This window comes from Anaerovorax sp. IOR16 (assembly GCF_017168145.1).
Lineage (GTDB): Bacteria > Bacillota > Clostridia > Peptostreptococcales > Anaerovoracaceae > IOR16.
The window spans coordinates 627614-649329 of record NZ_JADQTL010000009.1 but is presented as its reverse complement, the minus strand read 5'-3'; the positions used below and the strand labels follow the sequence as shown (position 1 = coordinate 649329).

Annotated in this window: 24 protein-coding genes; all 24 read right to left on the bottom strand. The window is 36.9% G+C overall.

The window, feature by feature from the left end; genetic code table 11:
• Nucleotides 1-3: 3 nt before the first annotated feature.
• Nucleotides 4-501, bottom strand: a complete 498-nt coding sequence (locus I2490_RS06825; protein WP_206458996.1) for a cell division protein SepF — start codon at nt 499-501, stop codon at nt 4-6.
• 17 nt (nt 502-518) lie between these two features.
• Nucleotides 519-1223, bottom strand: a complete 705-nt coding sequence (locus I2490_RS06820; protein ID WP_206458995.1) for a YggS family pyridoxal phosphate-dependent enzyme — start codon at nt 1221-1223, stop codon at nt 519-521.
• Nucleotides 1224-1245: 22 nt separating this feature from the next.
• A complete protein-coding gene (locus tag I2490_RS06815) occupies nt 1246-2238 on the bottom strand; it encodes an HlyD family efflux transporter periplasmic adaptor subunit (protein ID WP_206458994.1) in 993 nt (330 codons plus the stop codon).
• 72 nt (nt 2239-2310) lie between these two features.
• A complete protein-coding gene (gene trmD / locus I2490_RS06810; RefSeq protein WP_206458993.1) occupies nt 2311-3057 on the bottom strand; it encodes a tRNA (guanosine(37)-N1)-methyltransferase TrmD in 747 nt (248 codons plus the stop codon).
• Nucleotides 3054-3554 (bottom strand): ribosome maturation factor RimM, encoded by a 501-nt coding sequence (rimM, locus tag I2490_RS06805; protein WP_206458992.1) that lies wholly within the window; start codon nt 3552-3554, stop codon nt 3054-3056. The genes trmD and rimM overlap by 4 nt, the downstream gene beginning before the upstream one ends.
• A gap of 129 nt (nt 3555-3683) precedes the next feature.
• Entirely contained in the window at nt 3684-3914 is a 231-nt protein-coding gene (locus tag I2490_RS06800; protein ID WP_206458991.1) for a KH domain-containing protein, read from the bottom strand.
• A gap of 17 nt (nt 3915-3931) precedes the next feature.
• Nucleotides 3932-4177: a 30S ribosomal protein S16 gene (gene rpsP, locus I2490_RS06795; RefSeq protein WP_206458990.1), complete on the bottom strand. Its 246-nt coding sequence runs from the start codon at nt 4175-4177 to the stop codon at nt 3932-3934.
• 98 nt (nt 4178-4275) lie between these two features.
• Nucleotides 4276-5607, bottom strand: coding sequence for a signal recognition particle protein (ffh, locus tag I2490_RS06790; protein WP_206458989.1), 1332 nt, complete (start codon nt 5605-5607; stop codon nt 4276-4278).
• A 52-nt stretch (nt 5608-5659) separates the two neighbouring features.
• Nucleotides 5660-6016, bottom strand: coding sequence for a YlxM family DNA-binding protein (gene ylxM, locus I2490_RS06785; RefSeq protein WP_206458988.1), 357 nt, complete (start codon nt 6014-6016; stop codon nt 5660-5662).
• A gap of 150 nt (nt 6017-6166) precedes the next feature.
• On the bottom strand, nt 6167-7642 hold the full coding sequence (locus I2490_RS06780; RefSeq protein WP_206458987.1) for an aminotransferase class I/II-fold pyridoxal phosphate-dependent enzyme: 1476 nt from the start codon (nt 7640-7642) through the stop codon (nt 6167-6169).
• Nucleotides 7643-7652: 10 nt separating this feature from the next.
• A complete protein-coding gene (gene sppA, locus I2490_RS06775) occupies nt 7653-8705 on the bottom strand; it encodes a signal peptide peptidase SppA (protein WP_206458986.1) in 1053 nt (350 codons plus the stop codon).
• Between the two features lie 211 nt (nt 8706-8916).
• On the bottom strand, nt 8917-9753 hold the full coding sequence (locus tag I2490_RS06770; RefSeq protein WP_206458985.1) for a nitroreductase family protein: 837 nt from the start codon (nt 9751-9753) through the stop codon (nt 8917-8919).
• Between the two features lie 13 nt (nt 9754-9766).
• The gene (locus I2490_RS06765; protein WP_206458984.1) at nt 9767-10642 is read right to left on the bottom strand and encodes a DMT family transporter; all 876 of its coding nucleotides are present in this window, start codon (nt 10640-10642) and stop codon (nt 9767-9769) included.
• Between the two features lie 57 nt (nt 10643-10699).
• The gene (locus I2490_RS06760; RefSeq protein ID WP_206458983.1) at nt 10700-11167 is read right to left on the bottom strand and encodes a hypothetical protein; all 468 of its coding nucleotides are present in this window, start codon (nt 11165-11167) and stop codon (nt 10700-10702) included.
• Nucleotides 11168-11320: 153 nt separating this feature from the next.
• Entirely contained in the window at nt 11321-12271 is a 951-nt protein-coding gene (locus I2490_RS06755) for an alpha/beta hydrolase (protein ID WP_206458982.1), read from the bottom strand.
• Nucleotides 12268-12699: a YaiI/YqxD family protein gene (locus I2490_RS06750; protein WP_206458981.1), complete on the bottom strand. Its 432-nt coding sequence runs from the start codon at nt 12697-12699 to the stop codon at nt 12268-12270. The genes I2490_RS06755 and I2490_RS06750 overlap by 4 nt, the downstream gene beginning before the upstream one ends.
• Nucleotides 12700-12710: 11 nt before the next feature.
• The gene (locus I2490_RS06745; protein WP_206458980.1) at nt 12711-13055 is read right to left on the bottom strand and encodes a hypothetical protein; all 345 of its coding nucleotides are present in this window, start codon (nt 13053-13055) and stop codon (nt 12711-12713) included.
• A 160-nt stretch (nt 13056-13215) separates the two neighbouring features.
• Nucleotides 13216-14640, bottom strand: a complete 1425-nt coding sequence (pdxR, locus tag I2490_RS06740) for a MocR-like pyridoxine biosynthesis transcription factor PdxR (RefSeq protein ID WP_206458979.1) — start codon at nt 14638-14640, stop codon at nt 13216-13218.
• 11 nt (nt 14641-14651) lie between these two features.
• Nucleotides 14652-15086 carry a CGGC domain-containing protein gene (locus tag I2490_RS06735; RefSeq protein ID WP_330634588.1) on the bottom strand — a complete coding sequence of 145 codons (435 nt, stop codon included), beginning with the start codon at nt 15084-15086 and terminating at the stop codon, nt 14652-14654.
• A 106-nt stretch (nt 15087-15192) separates the two neighbouring features.
• Nucleotides 15193-15936 carry an energy-coupling factor ABC transporter ATP-binding protein gene (locus tag I2490_RS06730; protein ID WP_206458978.1) on the bottom strand — a complete coding sequence of 248 codons (744 nt, stop codon included), beginning with the start codon at nt 15934-15936 and terminating at the stop codon, nt 15193-15195.
• A 3-nt stretch (nt 15937-15939) separates the two neighbouring features.
• Nucleotides 15940-16749 (bottom strand): energy-coupling factor transporter transmembrane component T family protein, encoded by an 810-nt coding sequence (locus tag I2490_RS06725; RefSeq protein ID WP_206458977.1) that lies wholly within the window; start codon nt 16747-16749, stop codon nt 15940-15942.
• Nucleotides 16750-16821: 72 nt separating this feature from the next.
• Nucleotides 16822-17862: an energy-coupling factor ABC transporter permease gene (locus I2490_RS06720; protein ID WP_206458976.1), complete on the bottom strand. Its 1041-nt coding sequence runs from the start codon at nt 17860-17862 to the stop codon at nt 16822-16824.
• Nucleotides 17863-18032: 170 nt separating this feature from the next.
• Nucleotides 18033-19760, bottom strand: coding sequence for an NADH-dependent [FeFe] hydrogenase, group A6 (locus I2490_RS06715; RefSeq protein WP_206458975.1), 1728 nt, complete (start codon nt 19758-19760; stop codon nt 18033-18035).
• Nucleotides 19754-21604, bottom strand: a complete 1851-nt coding sequence (locus tag I2490_RS06710; RefSeq protein ID WP_206458974.1) for an NAD(P)-binding protein — start codon at nt 21602-21604, stop codon at nt 19754-19756. The genes I2490_RS06715 and I2490_RS06710 overlap by 7 nt, the downstream gene beginning before the upstream one ends.
• Between the last annotated feature and the right edge of the window lie 112 nt (nt 21605-21716).

Genomic DNA, 21716 nt, shown 5'->3' with positions numbered 1-21716 from the left:
CTATTATCTCCATGGATTTTTTATATTATCGGAATAATTTATATTTTTTTGATCAATGGAAGATGCAACATCAACATTCTCAGGAGCAAAAACGAAAATATTATTAGCAATTTTCTCTACATTTCCATTCAGTGCATACGTTGCACCACTGAGAAAATCAAAGATTTTGCGAGCAGTATCCGATTCCAATTTTTCTAAATTGATAATAACCGGTTTTTTTGCTTTTAAATTGTCAACCAGTTTTGGACTCTCATCGAATGATTTTGGTTCAATGACTACCATTTTAAACTGATTCGTTGTTCTGGAATTCGTAATGTTTTGCATAGCCACCACTCTATTTTCCTTTGCTTCCTTATTCTCATTTTTAGGCTGACTATAAGAAGATCGTACCTCTCTTGGTTTCCAGTCCATTGTTTCTTCGGACTCATCATCATCTTCATCATCCTCAATTTCTTCAATGCCTACCAGCATTTTTAACTTATTGAATATTCCGTCTCCCATTTTTTTACTCCTCCACGTTATTTCTTTTTACTGTAATCTCTTTCACCAAAAATAGATGTCCCGACACGAATCAAATTCGATCCTTCTTCAATTGCCACCCCAAAATCATGAGACATGCCCATAGATAAATATTGAAAATCCAATCGTTCATGCTCTTGTTTCCCATATTGATCGTAAAGTTCTTTAACCTGTCGGAAATAAATACGAACATTTTCTGTATTTTCATCAAACGGTGCGATACACATCAAACCACGTATACGAATATTTGGACACTTTTCTAATATAGTATGAATCAATTCGCCCGTTTCTTCGGTTGTTATGCCAAATTTACTTTCCTCCTGGGCAGAATTGACTTGAATTAAAATATCCATAATTAAATTATGCTGTACTGCACGTTTGTTGATTTCTTCTGCTAATTTTAAAGAATCCACGGAATGAATCATATTAACTTTATCAATGATATATTTTACTTTATTTGTTTGTAAATGACCAATTAGATGCCAACGTACCGGTTTCACAGAATCAAACTTATCCATGACTTCTTGTACTTTATTTTCTCCGATGTCTGTGACTCCTGCATCAATGGCTTCATTAATCTCTTCTGCGGTTCTTGTTTTTGTTACGGCCACCAATAGAACTTCATTCTTTTTTCTTCCTGCCGATTCCGCAATTTCATTTTTCTCAATATTGATCCGATCAATATTTTCTTTAATGTAACTCATTTGTAAGACCTCCCTTAGCGAGTTATGGCTTCCCGCTTGTTAATATTTCGTCATACACATCTATTGTTTTTACTTTGACGCTTCCATCCTCAGAATCCTCATAAAAATATGAGTTCTGCACAAGCGAATATTCTCCGTCACTGGTAATTGCCTTTACCGGTCGAAAAACGCTGTCTCCGCCTACATCTTTAATGTATACCCCTGGTTTTCCATCTTTGGATGTAATACAGCGGTTCGGAATAATCAATCCTTTATAATCCTCTGTTATCACATTTGCCTCTACCCTACGGATTCGCGGCAAGTCCTCATAATATCGATTAAATTTTAATATGACCATAAATTCGCCATCATCATCGATAATATCCATTGTCGTTCCCTTTACATCAGCTAAAGGCAATTGTAAAGTGACCGATCTTCCTTTTTTATATTTAACAATGTCTTCTTCATCTACCCAGCAAACGACATACCATAAATTATTATTAACGATTTTAAACAAAGGCTCATTAGCTAGGGTCGTAGTTCTCGTAACGTTCTCAAGACCCATCTCCAATTCTTTTACTTCTTTTTTACTTAATTCCTTCATCGTATCTGGTTTAAACAAGGCTTCATACCCATCCAGATAATAACTTACTAAACCGTTATTACTGCTTACATACTGTTCCGGGGTAATACCTTGTCCCTGTATTCGTTCTAAAATCTTTGTATATTTTGTCTCTTCGTACTCTGCACTTCCAGCTGAAATATCTAAAATTTTTGTATTTTTTCTAACCTTTGTTCCTTCTCCCAAATAATATTGAATGGTACCGGAACGATTAGCAAAATACACCGTCTCATCTCTTACGATATAACAAGATACCTTATCGCTTACCTGTATGCCACCATATTCTGCAACATACGTCCTTTTAAAAGCATCGGCTACCGAGGGAAGCACATATATGATGACAAATAAAACAACGACTGCAATGAAAAATAACAAAACCAAACGATTTTTTTTATTGCTTTTTTCCTTTGCCATAGCCTTTTTCCTCAATGATTGTATTTTTTAAACGTTTTTTTATTCATTTATTATATAATAAAACATTTGCTTCTACAAGTCTTCCGACTCTAAAAGCTGATGCAGAATCTTCTTTTCTTCTTTTGTAAGTTGATCGACTTTTTTTAAAAAAGTGTTCCACAAATCCGGTCTTCTTTCTTTTGTTATCTCTAAAGATTTTTGAAACTTCCATAAGTGGATTTTTTTATGATTTCCGGAAACCAAAACCTCAGGAACACCCAATCCTTGATAGCTTCTTGGTTTTGTATATTGGGGATATTCCAAAAGACCACAATATATGGATTCTTCCATATTTGCTTCACTGCTTCCAAGAACTTCCGGAATCAGACGTGCCACCGCATCAATTAAAATCATTGCCGGCAGCTCCCCCCCTGTTAGAATATAGTCTCCTACTGAGACCTCCTCCATGTTCCAGTAATCTAAAATCCTCTGATCAACACCTTCATAATGTCCACACAATATAACAAGCTCCGGTTCTTGTGCCAATTCCTGAATCAGCGCATGATCTAACATTCTACCACGCGGAGACATGTATATCATCCGTTTACCCTTTGCCTGTATTGCATCCAAAGAGCGAAAAACAGGTTCGACAGACATAACCATCCCGGCGCCCCCTCCAAACGGGTAATCGTCCGTTTTTTTATGCTTGTCCAAGCTGTAGTCGCGAATGTTAGTAAGTCTTACATCCAAAATCTGATTTTCTCTGGCTCTTCCCAAAATACTTTGCTCTGTAACCGGTGCAAACATTTCCGGAAATAATGTTAATACATCAATCCTCATAACTCTACCAAACCTTCAATTAATCGAACTATCATTGTTTTCTCTTCTATATTTACGGATAAAATAAATTCTTTTACAGCCGGAAGCAAGAATTGCTTCCCATTTTTCATTTTAATTTGATAAATATCCTGTGCACTGTTTTGTATGACATCCGTAACTACTCCAATTGTTTCATTAGATTCATTTAATACGGTAAGTCCCAAAAGATCAAAAACAAAATAAGTATCCTCTGGTATTTCCCACATATCTTCCTTGTTTAAATACAGTTTCTTTCCTTTTTGTTCCTCAGCAAGATTACGATCCTCAATCCCTTTCAGCTTTAATATGACCATATTTTTTCGATAACTAACCCGTTCAATTGCATATTCTTTTTCTTCTATCTGCAATTTCTCTATTTCAGAAAAGCGTTCCATATAGTCCGTATAAGGATATACCCTCATTTCACCTTTTATGCCAACTGCACTTGTAATTTGGCCTAGGGTAATTCTGTCCTTCATGCGTTTAACCCTTTCTTTTTCTACTTTGTATACAATAAGGAGCTGTCTCAAAACCAATCGACATTTTTCTTGCCACTTCGTTTTTCCAGACAGCCCCGTTCCTGCAGTACTCTAGAATAAATATACCTTTTATTGTACAATTTCTACAATTACTTTTTTATTTGCTTTGGTTGCTGCGGCCTTTACAACAGTACGAAGCGCTTTAGCGATTCTCCCCTGTTTGCCGATAACCTTACCCATGTCATCCGGAGCAACCTTCAGTTCGATTACGACTGCCTGACGCCCTTGAACTTCCTTAACATCTACCGCTTCTGGATGATCAACGAGTGATTTTGCAATCGCTTCTACTAGTTCCACCATAACATTTCACCGCTTTCTTATTCAATGATACCAGACTTCTTGAAAAGACTTCTTACGGTTTCTGTTGGCTGTGCTCCAGTTCCAATCCATTTCTTTGCTTTTTCTGCATCGATTTTAATTTCAGCAGGATCTACAAGCGGATTATAATAACCAATTTCTTCAATGAATTTTCCATCTCTTGGTGAACGAGAGTCTGCAACCACTACTCTGTAGAAAGGCTTCTTGTTTGCACCCATTCTCTTTAATCTAATTTTAACTGCCATTTATTCCACCTCCTTGTGTTAATTTGTATCTACCATCTCGCAAAACTTGCAAGCATTATGGCCATTTTCATTTTGTTGTTTAAAATTCTCTGTATTCATTAGAATCCTTTAAACATACGATTTCTTTTAAACTTAGGTCCATTAAACTGTTTCATCAGTTTTTTGGTGTCTTCATATTTTTTAATCAATGTATTAATACGGTTTACGGTAACACCTGCCCCTGCAGCAATTCGTTTTCTTCGGCTGGCATTCAGAACGGAAGGATTTTTCCTTTCTTCCTTTGTCATTGACTGGATGATGGCTTCCATATACTTCAATTCTTTTTCGCCTTGATCGATATCCGAATCATTTATCTTACCACCCATACCTGGCATCATATCCATAATTTTGGCTAGACCACCCATTTTACGAACTTGCCCAAACTGTTCTAAAAAGTCCTCTAGGGTAAATTCGTTTTTCTTCATTTTCTTTTCTAATTCTTCAGCTTTTTTCTCGTCAAAGTTTTCCTGTGCTTTTTCAATCAAGCTCATCATATCGCCCATGCCGAGAATTCGAGATGCCATACGCTCCGGATGGAATGGTTCCAAAGCATCCAGCTTTTCACCCATACCCATGAACTTAATGGGCTTTCCAGTTACGGATTTTGCAGAAAGTGCCGCACCGCCTCTAGTATCACCATCGAGCTTTGTCATTACAATCCCATCAATGCCCAATGCTTCATTGAACGCTTTTGCTGCATTCACTGCATCTTGTCCAGTCATGGCATCCACAACCAAAAGAATTTCATGTGGTTTTGTCTTTTTCTTGATGGAAACCAATTCATCCATCAAAGTCTCATCAATATGCAAACGGCCTGCCGTATCTAAAATAAGAACATCATAGCCTTTGTATTCTGCTTCTTTCACTGCCTTTTCTGCAATGAGTACTGCATCGTTGCACTCTCTCATTGTAAAAACAGGCACATCTACCGTTTTTCCTACAATTTCTAACTGGTCAATTGCTGCAGGACGATAAATATCACAGGCTGCCAACATTGGTTTTTTTCCATTTTTCTTTAAGTAGCTTGCAAGCTTACCGCAAGTCGTTGTTTTACCGGTACCTTGCAAACCTGCCATTAAAATGACCGTAAACCCACGAGGTGAAAACGTCAGCTTGCTGTTGGTCCCTCCAAGTAATTCAATTAATTCTCCATTTACAATTTTAACCACTTGCTGTGCAGGCGTTAAGCTTTCCAAAACGTCTTGTCCCAAAGATTTTTCTTTCACATTGGAAACAAAGTCTTTTACAACCTTAAAATTGACATCGGCTTCAAGCAGAGCCAATTTTACTTCTCGCATTGCCTCGTTGATGTCTGTTTCCGTCAAAACGCCCTTACCCTTGAGCTTTTTAAATACGCCTTGTAATTTCTCCGAAAGACCTTCAAATGCCATTGTATCACTCCTGTATCCTGTGTCTTTGCCCCTGTCTATTGCCTACTTATTTTTAATCGTTTAACTTATCAATCGTACTGCGAATCTGTGTCAGATTACATACCAGCTTGGTATTTGTACTATTTTCAAAAATCAATGCCTCGAGTGCTCGATCAATTTGCTGTAAGGCACTCTGTGTATCTAGAAATTTTTGAACCAATCCCAATTTTTTTTCAAAGTCATAAAGTGACTTTTCGGCTTTCTTTACAACATCATAAACACCTTGTCGGCTTATATTGTATTCTGCCCCAATCTCTGACAAAGAATAATTGTCTTCATGGTAAAGCTCAAAATAAGTTCTTTGCTTTTCAGAAAGTAATTGTCCGTAAAAATCATATAACATACTAACTTCTATGATCTTATCAAACATATTCCACCCTCCTTATACAACATGTTAAAGAATAGCATAAAAAAAAAAGGATGTCAAGTAATAAACTTAACACCCTTTTGATTTTAATTTTATTTGATAATATATCTTCATAATGAGACTCTAATAAAACAAGTAGTAACTAGCAACTCGTTATTTTATTTCTCTTATAACCTTAAAATAGTCTAAATTACTATCAGCCGGTCCATGAAAATGACCATTACTAATGCGATACTCTTCTATGAAATCCCACACCTCTTGGCTCATTCGTTCACCTGGATAAACGACCGGAATGCCCGGCGGATATGGTGCAATCAACTCTCCTGCGATTCTTCCGACTGCATCCTTCCATTCAATGTCTTCCTTTTCCAAAAAATAAGCCTTTCTGGGGGAAAGCACCAATTCTGGCTTTGCCGGAAATTTACCATGCTGTGTAATAGGCATTCCATCTTTATACTGTTCGGAAATGGCAATCAAGGCGTTTAAAAGCTGCTCCATATCTTCTTTTGTATTCGCAAAAGTAACGATAGCTAATATATTTTTATCGTCTGCAAGTTCTACATCACAATTGTATTCTTCAAAAAGCAAATCTTTTAATTGATATCCACTTAATCCTAAATTAGACGCACTGATGGTCAAACGAGTTATATCCAAATCACAAATTCCGGCTGTCCCAACAATCTCGTGACCAACACACGTAATTCCAGCAACAGACTTTAAAGCTGTTCTTACATATTCTGAAAGTTCTACCGCTTTTGAAATTAAAACTTTACCTTGATTTGCCAAATCATGTCTTGCTGCATCTAAAGAGATCAAAAGTAAATACGAAGGACTTGTACTTTGCACCAAATGCAGATTTGCATCCACACATTTTTGATCAACCAGCTTGGATTTCACATGAAGCATTGAACTTTGTGTTAAAGAACCTGTAACCTTATGAATGCTTTGTGCACACATATCTGCACCTTGTTCCAATGCTCCTTTTGGAAGCAAATCAGAAAAATAGCAATGCGCCCCATGCGCCTCATCTACCAAAAGAACGGCATTATGCTTATGACAAATCTCTGCAATGGCTTTCAAATCGCTGCATACACCATAATAGGTTGGACTAACGACAAACACTCCTTTGCAATCCGGATGGTTTCTAAACATCGTTTCCACGCTTTCAGGTGTAATTCCTCCCAAAAGTCCGGTTTCATGAGAAATCTCAGGCATCAGATAAATTGGTTCTGCACCGCTTAGAATCAATCCCATAAGCACTGATTTGTGCGCATTTCTTGGTATTGCAATTTTCTCTCCTTCAAAAGCAGTGGATAGAATCATTGCCTGATTTCCGCAAGTGGTTCCATTGACTAAAAAGTGTGTGTCATCGGCTCCAAATACTTCTCTCGCTAATTCCTCCGCTTCCCAAATGGCACCTTCTGCGTTGTGTAAATCATCCATATAAGGAGTCTCCGTCAAGTCAAAGGAAAAGATAGCATCTCCTACAATTTCCCGAAAACGCAGATTAATTCCTTTTTCATAACGATGACCCGGAATGCAAAAATAAGCGGGCTTTTTCTCATTATACTTAACAATTGCATCTAATAAAGGAATATCCTTTTGATTCAACTTTTTTCTTTCCGTCATGCACGAACTCCTATTTTAAGTAATCGCATAGATAACTAACCGGAGAATCCTTACGTTCTTTTACTAATCCCAAGATTTCCGTTACATCACTCTGGCTTTTAAGCTTAACGATTGAGGAAAGCATATTAGAAACACCTGTATCTGCCATCAAGCTTCCAAACAGAGAATCGTCTTCATAAATAACATCTACCTGTTCGCAGTTATATAAATCATACGTCTCACGCATATCATTCAATGCCTCTTCGTACGTACCGATTTTATCTACTAACTTCAGCTTCAACGCTTGTTTTGCAGTATAAATTCTGCCATCCGCAAGCTTCTTTGTATCTGCCATTGGTATATCACGTTCTGTAGATACGATATCCGTAAACTGCTCATAAGCTTCATCCACTAAGGATTGAAAAATAGCATGCTGTTCCTCTGTCATAGGTTCAACCGGACTTCCCATTGCCTTATTTGCGCCCGAAGTAATGGTATTTGTCTTTATGCCATACTTTTTTAAGACGTCAGAAACATCAAAAAGTGTTCCCATTGTTACACCAATAGAACCGGTCCAAGTGTTACGATTTGCAAATATCTTATCTGCAGGTGCCGAAATATAATAACCACCGGAGGCAGCCATATTTCCCATAGTAGCATAAACCGGATTTCCTGTTATTTCTTGATATTCCTTAATCTTTAAATACAATTCATCGCTTTCATAAACGCCTCCGCCCGGAGAGTTTACAAATACAATCAATCCCTTGTTGTTTTCATCTGACATCAGATAATCCATCTGATCCAACGTCCAATTATGCTGATAACCCATAGCGACCCCAAAGGAATCTGTATTCGAAGAAGCAATGGTACCTTCAACATAAATTGTAGCAATATATGGTTCATCCACAGCGTAAGAATAGCTTGAATCATCACCTAAAAAAAATGCACCTACTACAATCAAAATAAAAAGCGCTAAAATGCCAAGAAAAATCCATAAGCCAATTCTTTTTTTCTTCTTAGGTTTTTCTTGCAGCACCATAGTACGCTGCATATTCATCTCTTCATTTCCCATATTCGTTTCCATAGTATTCTCCTTTTTTTGATGTTATGTTCTTATTTTCTACTTTTTTTATATTTTTGTCAAATTAATAAAAAGTGAACGAATGCTTTATATATAATATGAAATATTTCCTACAAAATAAAATTAATCATCATAAAAAACTTAGATATTATTGGAAGACAGAAGTAAGAAAAATAAAACGGCAATGCATTGCCGTTTTACATATTATTTAAGACTATTTATCTTCATTTATTATATAACTAATAATATATTCTAAATTATCATTTCCAGTGAAATTGAGATTTTTTTTCTCCCATTCTCCATGATAACCAAGTTCTTTGATTGTCAAATCAAAATGACACATCGCAATTCCCATATCCAATCTTTGAATGTCATAATCTAAAAAACTTGCATAGCCTTTGTTACGGCATAGGAAAAAATGAAAAGCGTTTTCGTCCTTTGCAACTCTCCATGGCTGTTTATTAGAACCGGAAGGTGCAATTCGAACCATTTCAAAGGCTTCCTTATACCTTCCTGCATCCTCGGGGTTTAAAGGATGTTCCAAATCACTATTTAAAAATAGCTCACGAAAGTCTTTTCTGTTTTTTGATCCGGCACTGATGACCAACAATCTATCAATTAAGCTTCGATTATCCTTTGCATATCCAACCGTTGTTACTACGGGAATAAATTCATTCTCCGCTAAAGATAACGCTGTATCAAAATCACTGCGCTTAAAGGTACCTCCGAGCCAACACGTTCCCAAACCAAGTGAAGTTGCATAAAGAATGATTTTTTCAAAGGCATAGCCCAAGTTTTCTTCATAACGATTTTCCCTCTCAACAATCGCGCAGATATATGTCTGGGCACCTTTAATCACTCCATAAGTACCTAGCTTTACATTGGAATCTATATCACACTTATCTACAAGCTCAAATCTCATTTTCTTTCCAAATGGACCGGACACCTCTTTTATATAGCTCCTTAGCTTTTCTTTTGTTTCTTCTGCAATAGGAATTTCTTTATATGTCCGCATGGACTTCCTAATTTTCATGGTTTTTGTTGGGTTCATAGTCTGCCTCCTTTTACTCTTTCTCTTGCCCTTTTGAATTAAATATAATAAGACTGATAATAATCATGGTTCCTCCAATCAAAACTCCATAGTTTGGAATTTCTTTCAAAAAAATAAATCCCATGACAGTTGAAAGCAACGGTACTGCAAAGATATAGTTCGTCACATCACTTGTTTTATCAGCCATTGCCATTGCCTTATTCCAAAATAAGTATGCCATTGCACTCGCCAGGATTGCAAGATACATCACTACCAGAATTTGTTTTACTCCTGCTGTCATTATTTGATTCACACCTTGTGGAGAAAAAATAGCAAGAAGAACTGCCCCACATGTCATGCTGTATGTAACAATCTGTAGTGATGAATACCCCTTTAAAACAAATCTTCGTATCAATAGATTATACGAACAAAAAATAATTGCAGCAAAAAGGATCCAAATTAATCCGATATTAATTGAAAAAATACCATCCCAAAGCATAAGAACAATAACACCGACAAATGCCATCACAATTGCGCCCCAGCCAATCTTAGAAATTTTCTCTCCGTACAATTTCGATGCAGCAACTGCCGTTAAAATTGGGGTAGTTGCAATAATAATACTTGATGTTGCAGAAGTTAATGTCTGCATTCCAAAATTAAAAGCAATCATATACAATGTAAAACCCAGTCCCCCTGATAAAAAGAACCAAGGAATGTCCTTTTTGGGTGGAAGCTTTATATGGTGAACTCTGCAAAGAATGCATAAAAAAATTGCTGCTATTGTGCATCGAATAAAACCTAACGCATTCGGTGTATAATGTTCCATAGCAATCTTAGTCAATGGAAACGCTGATGCCCAAAGAAATATTGTAATTAACGCAAATATATTTTGTTTGCTTCGTTTCGTCATAAAAATAATTCCGTTCCCTTCTATGTCTATTACTATTTTGATGCTCCTTGAGTGTATTTACTGATCTGTTTTTCCTTCCATTTTTTCAATTAAACTTTGAATATTATCTATACATAAAGTAAGAACAAATCCATCACTAGTAATCGGTTCCATTACTTTAGGCGTACCTAATAACTCCTCACCAATCCATACCGATAAAAATCCAGAAGCCTCTTCAAATTTTTTAGTTCCATCGGCAATCTTTTGTTGTCCTTCCGTTGTAAGTTTAAAATAAACTTCAACTAGATCAGCTTGCTCTTTATCTACCCAACAATCAAACCCGATAAAATCTGTACTTTCAAGGAGGGTTTTATCTTCATAATTAACCCCATCCTTTACGCAAAAATTATCTGCAAGTATATGTACATCCTCTTTTTTAATCTCAAATAGCTCCGATTGAGGAATTCTTCCAAATGCACTACTACATGAAGAAAGTCCTACCATGATAATTAATATTAATGAAAATACAAAATATTTTTTTCTCATCTTTACGCCTTTTCTTTTCAATTATTTTAGCTAGCTACTTCTTTCTAAGCATTATATTTTAAAAAATCATCTTATTTTTCATATTCGCTGTAAATTTCTCCGATATACTTATTAAAGAAAACATTAAACTGCGGAAAAGCAACGAGTTTTATTTCAGTTGAGGTATTCATCCATAAATAAAAAGATTTCTTCACAATAACGCTCTTTTTCATCCCAAAATGAAAAAAGGTGATCTGATTCCTCATATGTAATTAACCTTTTACTGTCATGAGGGATTGCGTTGAAAATCTGCTCTCCCATATAATAGGGACACTTGCCATCACATTTGCTGTGCATTACAAGGGTCAGGCTATTGTTACTCTTTACTTGTTTTATAATATCTACATCAGAAAAGGAATATCCATAAATCAATTTACAGAATCCACTTCCAAGTGACGTCAAGGCTTTCGCAGGCAGGGGGATTTTTTGTTTGGATATTTCAGAATAAATTTCATCCTCCATGCTGCTATATGCACTATCGATAATTGCAAAATCAAGACATTGATTCGCATGCTTCGTTCCTGAATAATATGCAATGGTTGCTGCTCCCATGGATTGACCCAATGCGCCAATCATTGCTCCATTTGATTTCTCAAAAACAAAATCAACGACTTGTTGTAAATCTACACTTTCCAAATATCCAAAAGTAACCGTTTTCGCTGTGTTTTTTCCATGTGCACGTTGATCATATAAAACAACATTCCATCCCTGCTTCGCAAACACTTCAGCTATGGGATACATGACGGTATGATTCGACTCGTGCCAATGTACTAAAATTATGGTTTTGTTTTCATAAACCTCATTGGGACATATATAATACACTGGTATTGTATATCCTTGTTCTGCGGTCAACTCATATGATTGTATTTGATTTAACCATGTGGAATTAAATGTATCTGTTGTATATCCTACGTCTTGGTAATAAATCTTAACAATATCATTGGTATGCTTTTCGGACATATGTGCTGGTATATATGCAAGTAAAAATCCTACAATACCTGTTAAAAAAACAAGTGTCATAAAAACAAAAGCTATTTTTTTTATTCGTTTTGTTTTTAATATCATTTAATCAGTACTCCCCTTAGCACCTCTTCAAATGCTTGATCCTGCTCTTTCGTTCGTTTCGGCATCCCTTTATATCTTCCTCCTGCCATACGAATTTTCTTCGATGTATGACGCTGCATCAATAGCGCATCAATATTATCTTTGCTGTAAATCATCCCATTTTGACTGATTGGCATAGCATTTCGCGCAAGGCACATGGCAGCCAATCCATAATCTTGTGTGATTACCACATCACCTTTTTGAACCAAATTTACCAAAACAAAATCAACACTGTCTGCACCTTTTGATACCGTAATTGTCTGAACTCCATCTCTGTCAAAATAATGAGACGTGTCACATAAAATAATACACTCTATCTGATATTTCTTTGCCAGGTGAACAGCTATGTCAACAACCGGACACCCATCCGCATCAATCAATATCCGCATAATATACCCTCTTACTGATATTCCACTTCATTTATTTCGAAGTGATTTTTCAACTTATCTAACTTTATCAAATAATCTTCTTCGGATAAATACCCGTTTTCCTTTAATTCATCTAAAAAATCAAGGTAATACTGATATTGCATCCTTTCCGTTTCTTTTTTCTGCTTTTCCTGTAAAAATTCTATAACATCTTCCAGTTCAGCATCACTTATGATATGCATGTCTCGCAAACATAATGCCTTATCTTCATACGTGCTTATATTTTCTTTCTTCTCTTCATGCAGCAACGGACGAATCGCTAAGCTTACCGCAAAATAAATAATTAAAAAAAATATCAGTACCTCTAAAAATTCCATTAATTTTATCCTTTCAGTACTTACCACAATTTTCCACAAAACGCTTACCTAATTATATCCTTTTTTCAATAAATTGTACATATAATTTTGACAATTAAAAAAGCATTCAACCTTTCAATTGTATGCTTTCATTTTACTAATTTTTAATATTAAATTGTAATTAAAACCAAACTGATTGAAGCAATTGAATTCCTTTTTTAATCTCTTCCTCAGTAAGGCTGCTATATCCGATAAGTACCATATTATTCTTGTAATTTTCTTGATTCTCCCAATAAACAGATACGGGGTATACGCGAACGCCAACCTCTTCTGCTCTGCTGATTAACTCCTTTTCATTCATTCCATTGTTTACTTCAAGTAAAATATGCAGTCCTGCATTGTTTCCATGAATGACCACCTTATCCTTCATACATTGATGTATTTCAGCTAATAATGCATCGTGCTTCTTTTTGTTTGCCGTACATATTTTTCTTAAATGTCTGCTCCAGCTTCCATCCTGCATAAAAAATTGCATTGCTTTCTGTTCAATCCAAGATACCGTACAGTTATATCTTGAAAATTTTTGTTTGTATTTTTTTAGTAAAGAATACGGCAATACAATAAAACTCATTCTTAAGCTAGGAGTAAATGACTTAGAAAAAGTATTGATATAGATAACTCGCCCCTTATAATCTAAAGATTGCAAAGAAGGTATTGGTCTGCTGTTATATCTTAATTCACTGTCATAATCGTCTTCAATAAGAAATGCATTCTTTTCTTCTGCCCATTTAATTAAATTAAGTCTTTTATTGATTCCCATAACCTTACCTGTCGGAAATTGATGGGAAGGAGTTGTATACACCAACTTTGCATTGGAAGCATTTAAAATAGGGATACTGATACCATCTTCCTCAATCGGAATCGGTATTGTTTTCATTTGATGATTTTTGAATGCTTTTCTTGCGCTGTCATAACAAGGTTCCTCTAAGGCAACTTCGCTATAATCATCCATGAATAGTTGACAAATAAGACTAATCGCTGACAGAGTACCGGAAGTTAGTATAATTTGTTCCGGTTTGCATCTGACACCTCTAGAGAAATATAAATATTTCATAATTTCCTTTCGAAGTCCGCTCTCACCACATCTGTCATTATAGGAACTTAAGCAATCAATTTCATATGAATTAAGTATTTCATTTATCGCTCTTTTCCATGTACGAATCGGAAAATCTTTAATATTCAACTCCTCATACTGAAAGTTATATTTAATGTTCTGCTTAATATCCTGTCCACTGGAATCTTGCAATACCTCCATGATGCCGGCATTCTTTTGAGTCTGATTATCAAGCAAATCATTATAAAGGTATACATCAAACGGTAATACGACATAACCACTGCATGCTTTTCCTGTAAGATAACCTTCTGTACAAAGCTGCTGATAAGCAGCTTCCACCGTATTTCTGCTGATGCCCATTGAATTTGCTAAGCTTCTGGTAGAAGGCAGTCTATTTCCCTCTACCAGTTGTCCTGTTACAATTTGAGACTTGTAATACTTATAAATTTGCAAATATTTGGGTTCATTTTCATTCTTATCTAATACAATCACACCATCACTTCCTAATACCGTTTATACTCTCCTTTTTCTCTTCTCTTTTCTGCCGCCTTACTGATATAGGTTCCTTCGATAATCCTTTGATACCCTTTCTTTTTAATAAGTGCCTTAATATAATCTACATGAGGACAGCGATCATGATGATAATTATCCGTTACCATACAAGAAGATAAATGTACTGCAACATCGTTTTTCGTAGCATCCGTTTCCTTTTTTAACTTGTTAGAAAAATGCTCTAGCTTAGATGCAAGGCTTGTACCGCAGCATCCCCCGCAGGTCAAAGAAAGATATCTTACATTATTATCATAATCTTTAAATACATCATCTCGATTATAAAACCCATTTGTACATGCAAAACCACTGCATCGCTGTCTTGCAATATCGCACTGAATGATCATAACATATTTGGTATCCATTTTAGTATCCATTTTAGTATCCATAAAACTATCTCCTCCTAACGATTACTCCTTATAATGATAATCCTCATTATAAAGAGAAATTGTCATATTGGAAAGAGCCAGTTTTGCTATTTTTATTGGTGCCAATTTATGTACTTCTCCTTTTTTGAAATGAAAGAGGCATTTCAAGACCACAATGATCCAGTAATGTTTCATCAGATAAAAGGTCCTTTGTTTTTCCATCTGCTGCAATCCTGCCTTCTTTTATTACAATGACACGTTCACAGGTATCAAGTATCATATCCAAATCATGACTGGTTATGATTTTTGTATGGTGCAAGCTATTTAGTAATTGAATGATACGCCGTCGTGCTTTTGGGTCAAGTGTCGATGTAGGCTCATCCATAATCAAAGCTTCCGGCTGCATAGATAGTACCGAAGCAATGGCTGCTAAACGTTTTTCACCGTCGGATAATTTAAAAGAAGCACGCTCTTTTAAATGTGATATTCCTACCATCTCCAATGCATCACAAACCCTATTGCAAACTTCCTCCTCATCCAGTTTGTAATTACGTGGACCAAATGCCACATCCTCATATACCGTGGATAGAAATAATTGATCATCCGGATTTTGAAACACCATTCCAAGGCTTTGTCGAATCTTTGGTAAAGTATTTTTTGTTATCAAAACACCATCAATCGTAATTTCACCGCAAATGGGAAACATCAATCCCATTAAAATCATCAACAAAGTTGACTTTCCGGCTCCGTTTGCACCGATAATCCCGACAGACTCACCATGACGAATATCGAATGAAAGGTCTTTTATAGCTTCATACCCATCCGGATACGAAAAACAGATATTTGTTACCTTAATGTTAAACTCACTCATTTATTATTTGATCACCTCTATAAACAAATCTCCCATAAGATCAGATAAATTATAAATCCTTATAAGAATAAAAAAAACACTCCAACTAATAAAATAGACAAAATCGCTTACCTTAGGTTTTACAAGGTTTCCTGCTGGATATTCTCCATGAAACCCTCTTAATGACATCGCATCATAAACACGCTTTGCACGATCAAACGTCCTTAATATGAGCTGTCCGCAAAAACAACCCCAAATCGCAGGATGGATTCCCTTTTGCTGCGGTGCTCTTAAAGAATGGGCGCGCATCATTTTAGAAACCTCTTCCATCAATACGGATAAATATCGATAGGTCAATGTAAGCTGTAAAATAAAAATCTTAGGAACCTTTAGCATTCTTAACGCATGAGAAAGCGGTCCCATTCCTGTAGATGCAATGAGTAAAATACTTGCAGTTACAGTAAATATGCATTTTAAAACCAGAGAGAAAAAAGCAAGCCAGCCTCTTGCAATATGAATTCCGGCAACTATTATAATCTGCGTATCAAAGAGTGGATTCCATATTCCAATACCGATGATAAAAGGCATGGCAAATAAAACTCTTTTTAGAATTGGAATAACCGGTAATTCTGAAATTGAAAAAAGCAAAACAGGATAAAAGATCAACGGCAGCAACGCACTGATATCATATTTTTCAAAAGACACAACTACGATTAAATACACCAAAGTAGTCAGCAACTTAATCAGTGGATGAAGTTTATGTACAACGGACTCTTTCTGTGCCAGATCATCCAAAAGCCTTATGTTATATAATGAATTATTTATTTTAGACATAAAATCCAGTTCCAATCATTTTTTTACCAATCAGATCTAATAAATTAGGTAAACTTTTTTATGCAATCCCATCTATTTTTTAAGACTAACTCTTCTCTTCTTCTTAAAAAATCGAATCAAAAATCCAATAAATATTGCTAAGATTAATGTTAAAAATCCTCCTACAATACCCGAAATGCTTGTCCCAATACGCTCATTAGAGAGTACTCCTTCTGGCTTGGTATCCCCTTCATTTGTTGATGAAAAACCGTAATCCGGTAAAATAGCAATCTTATCCTGAATTCGTGATAATGCTTGGTGAATTTCATCCTCTGTTTCTAACTCTGTACTTCCGGCGGTTTTTTCCATAGACCATTCCAATCCATCTGGATTTTCAGAAGCAAACCAAGAAAGAGAACCGCCAATCAAAACGGCAGCTACAAGAATTACCACAAGTATCCTCTTAATAGAAAGGGATCCTATTGGTTCTCCGTTTGCCGTCTGTTCTAAAACTTCAGGTCTGGCCTTCCATACAAAAGTAGCTATGACTGCTGTTACAATCCCTTCCACCACACCAATGGCAAGATGAATTGGCTGCATTAGTAAAACGAACACACCAAAAGGCAATTCCGTCTTTCCTGAAAAGAGTGTCTCTAAAACAACACTGAATGCTCCGAGCTGAAGAGCAATCAAAGATGAAACCATAGCCCCCCAGAAAATTCTCTTTGAATTAAATCCTTTTTTAGTAACCCAAAGAAAAAGAGGGTAAGCAAGAAAACAGGTATAAACCCCAAGATTCCAAACGTTACAGCCATATGCCAGTAATCCTCCATCTCCAAAAAACAAAGCTTGTATCAGTAAAATGGATGCCATCGTTAAAAAACCGGCATAGGGGCCAAGCATTATTGCAAGCAGCATTCCTCCGCCAAGATGCCCACTTGAACCGGTAGCAGGAATTGAAAAATTAATCATTTGTGCAGAAAAAACAAAAGCTCCCATTACTCCCATAAAAGGAACCTTTTTTTCATCCAAGTCCTTTTGTACTTTTTTAATAGAATAAGCAGCGACTCCCGTAGAAGCAGCCAGCATAGTTCCACCAACAATTGGTGAAATCAAGGCATCCGCCATGTGCATATCATCGACTCCTTTTCTTATACTTCTATTCCATTATATTGATTGAAAGGTGAAGTTGTAAATAGTGGAATTTTGAAAACTATTTTTTATCTGTGTATTATACAATGAAAAAGGCATCCAATCCTAAAGGATTAAATGCCTTAATTATTATACTTTTTAATATGCTTTATTTACTTATTTAGAATCCAATCATTTACATTGGTGTGAAGTAGATGATGTGATTTTTCCGATAATGGTTTCTCTAAAAATTCTTCATACGTTTTTTGAATGGATGGATTTTCGTGGGAGAACCGTAAGTTTGCGGTACGGTCCAATCCATAAAGAATCTTTCCTCTTGATTCCGCCATTTCCACATTATCATGAATTGGCTGCCCGCCGCCTCCGGCACAACCCCCAGGACATGCCATAATTTCTACAAAATCGTATTTTACTTCATCATTTCGAATGGCTTCAATCAGCTTTCTGGTATTTCCTAGTCCACTTGCCACTGCAACGTGAATTGCAGTACCTTCTATTTCAAAGACAGCTTCCTTCCAACCATCCAGACCTCGAACCCGACGAAAACTCTCTGGATCAGGATTCTTCTTTGTCAATAAAAAATATGCGCTTCGAAGTGCAGCTTCCATTACACCCCCGGTTGCACCAAAGATAACTCCGGCTCCAGTAGACACACCAAACATATCATCAAATTCTTCTTCTTTCAAATCATCCGCTTTAATGTGATCCGCACGAATCATACGGTCAATTTCTCTTGTCGTCAATACCAAATCGACGTCCTGACCAAATCCCGCATCTGATAGATTTTCTACATCGCATTCATATTTTTTTGCAACACATGGCATGATGGATACCGCAAATATTTTTTCTGGTGAGATTCCAAGTTTATCTGCAATGTATGTCTTTGTGATGGCACCAAACATCTGCTGCGGCGATTTTGCAGAAGACAAATTTTCAACCATATCCGGATACTGCGATTTTACAAAACGAACCCACCCCGGACAGCACGATGTAAACATTGGCCATTTATATTTATCACGGTTTTGGAAACGTTCTAAAAACTCGCTGCCTTCCTCCATAATGGTCAAATCTGCCGTATAGGTCGTATCGTAAATATAGTCAAATCCCATACAACGCAACGCACTGACTAATCTTCCTAAGGTGGCTTCCTCTTTATATAGACCAATGCCTTCTCCCCATGAAGTTCGAACAGCCGGAGCCACTTGTACAATCGTAATTTTATCCGGGTCAGCCAAAGCATCGAACATCCTGCCCACATCATCTCTTTCTCGCAAAGCTCCTACCGGACAATGAGTGATGCACTGCCCGCAAAGGGAACAATTTGCATCTTGGATTTTCAAATTCTGCATTACCCCAACCGTCGTACGATACCCGCTTCCGGATACATTCCAAACTTGCAAATCCTGCACCTTATCACAAATTTGTATGCATCTCATACATTTAATGCATTTAGATGCGTCTCGAATCAATGGGAAATTTTTATCCCAACGATTTTTCTCTGCAATCATTTTATATGGAATTTCCACAATACCTAAATCATTTGCAATCTTTTGCAGACTGCAATTTCCGCTTCGTACACAAGTCGCACACATGCAATCATGATCCGATAAGATTAATTCTACATTTGCTTTTCTAGTTGCACGTACTTTGGGACTGTTTGTAAAAATTTCCATACCCTGCTCTACCTCATTGTTGCAGGCTGTGATTAATTTATCCATTCCTTTTTTTTCAACAATGCAAACACGGCACGCCCCAATTTCATTAATGTCTTTTAAATAACATAAGTGAGGAATATGGATTCCTGCTTTTTCAGCCGCATCTAAAATGGTTGTTCCTTCCGGAACGGTTACATTTTTACTATCTATAATTAATTTTACCATTTTTTCACCCGTCCTCCCTTAAATACACCTAGTCCGTAATGATCACAACGTAAGCAGCGCAACGCTTCATATTGAGCCTCTTCCTCAGTCATTCCTTTTTCAATCTCACCAAAGTCACCGCCTCTTTCGCCTGGCAATCGTTCCTTCATCTCAACACGGGCACAAGGTGGATGGTCTCCATGGCGAGGTGCCGGAATTTCTACATCACACTCAATAACATGATGGTATCCCAAATAATTGTCAATGTTTGCAGCCGCAACCTTTCCAGCAGCTACAGCATTGATTACAGTAGAAGGACCACTTACACAGTCACCACCTGCAAAAATACCAGGGATGCTTTCAATTCCACTCGATCTTGTCGCAACGATATTTCCACGATTAATTGGAATGCCATATTGTTCAAAATGTTCAGTAACCGTAGCCTGACCAATTGCTGAAATGATAATCTGACAAGGAATGCATTCTTCTTCTGCTTGTGCATCCATAGGTCTTGGCCGCCCGGCCTTATCTGCTTCCCCTGCAATCTGCGGCTTAACAAATAAGCATTCCACATCACCATCTTTGGTAGATTTGATACGAGCCGGTGCCTTTAAATCCAACAATTCGCATCCCTCTGCAATCGCACCCTCTATCTCTTCCGGAAGTGCCGTCATATCCTGTCTTCTTCTTCGATACACAATACTTACCTTCTTAGCACCGAGACGTTTTGCCGTTCTTGCTACATCCATAGCAACGTTCCCTCCGCCAATTACTACGACTTGCTTGTCTTTAAAATCTGGCATTGTATCATCGCCCATGCTTCTTAATATCTCTACGGCAGAAATCACACCTCTTGCATATTCACCTTCGATGCCAATCGTCTTATGTGTATGTGCTCCAATTGAAATGTAAACAGCATCGTAATCATCGCGTAGTTTTTGAATGGAGTCTCCGCTTCCTATATCATAATCTGTTTTTACTTCAACACCCGCCGATAATATCGCATCGATGTCTTCCTGCAATCGTTCTCTAGGCAAACGATAGCTTGGAATTCCATAACGAAGCATACCCCCAAGATGCGTTCTTTTTTCAAATACAGTAACATGATGTCCCATTAAAGATAGAAAATATGCTGCACTCAATCCACTTGGACCGCCACCAATGATTGCTACCTTTTTTCCTGTATCCGGCATTCGTTCCGGAATTGCAACCTTACCGCAATGATCTACAGCATATCGCTTCATGCCACGAATGTTAATCGGTGCATCAATCAGGTTACGACGACATCTTGCCTCACAAGGGTGTTCACAAATCAAAGCACAAACAATTGGGAATGGATTATCTTTTCGAATCAAACGTACGGCATCATCACATTTCCCTTCTAAAACTAAAGAAATATAACCGGGTACATCCACCTCCGCCGGACAAAGTGCGATGCATGGTACTGGCTGTTTTAAATTCTGGATGCTTGCAACGCATCTGTGATTTGTCACATGCTCAATGTAATCTTCTCGAAAACCTTGAAGCCCTCGAAGTACCATATTGGCAGCTTCGGTTCCAATCGCGCAATCTGCAGAGTCTCGAATGGTTTTTGCAGTTTTTTCAATTAATTGAATAATATCCAAATCCACATCATCACTAAGATCCAAAACGTCATCCAGCAAATGCTGCAATTGACCTAAGCCAACGCGACAGGGTACGCATTTCCCACAAGTTTGGGCATGGCAAAGCTTTAAGAAAGAAGAAGCCATATCAACCGGACATAGTCCAGGTGGACTTGCTATAATTCTTCGTTCCAAATCTTGATACAAGCCTTCTACAACTGTTTGGGCACGATCCCGAGTCTTGATATCCAATCTACTCATTTTCCTCAAACCTCCCTAACTCTAATAAAAATAATTATGCCTGGTTTGTTTATTGCTGGTTTGTTTATTGCTTCTTTGCCATACTTCGATTCCGATTCCGAATACTACCACT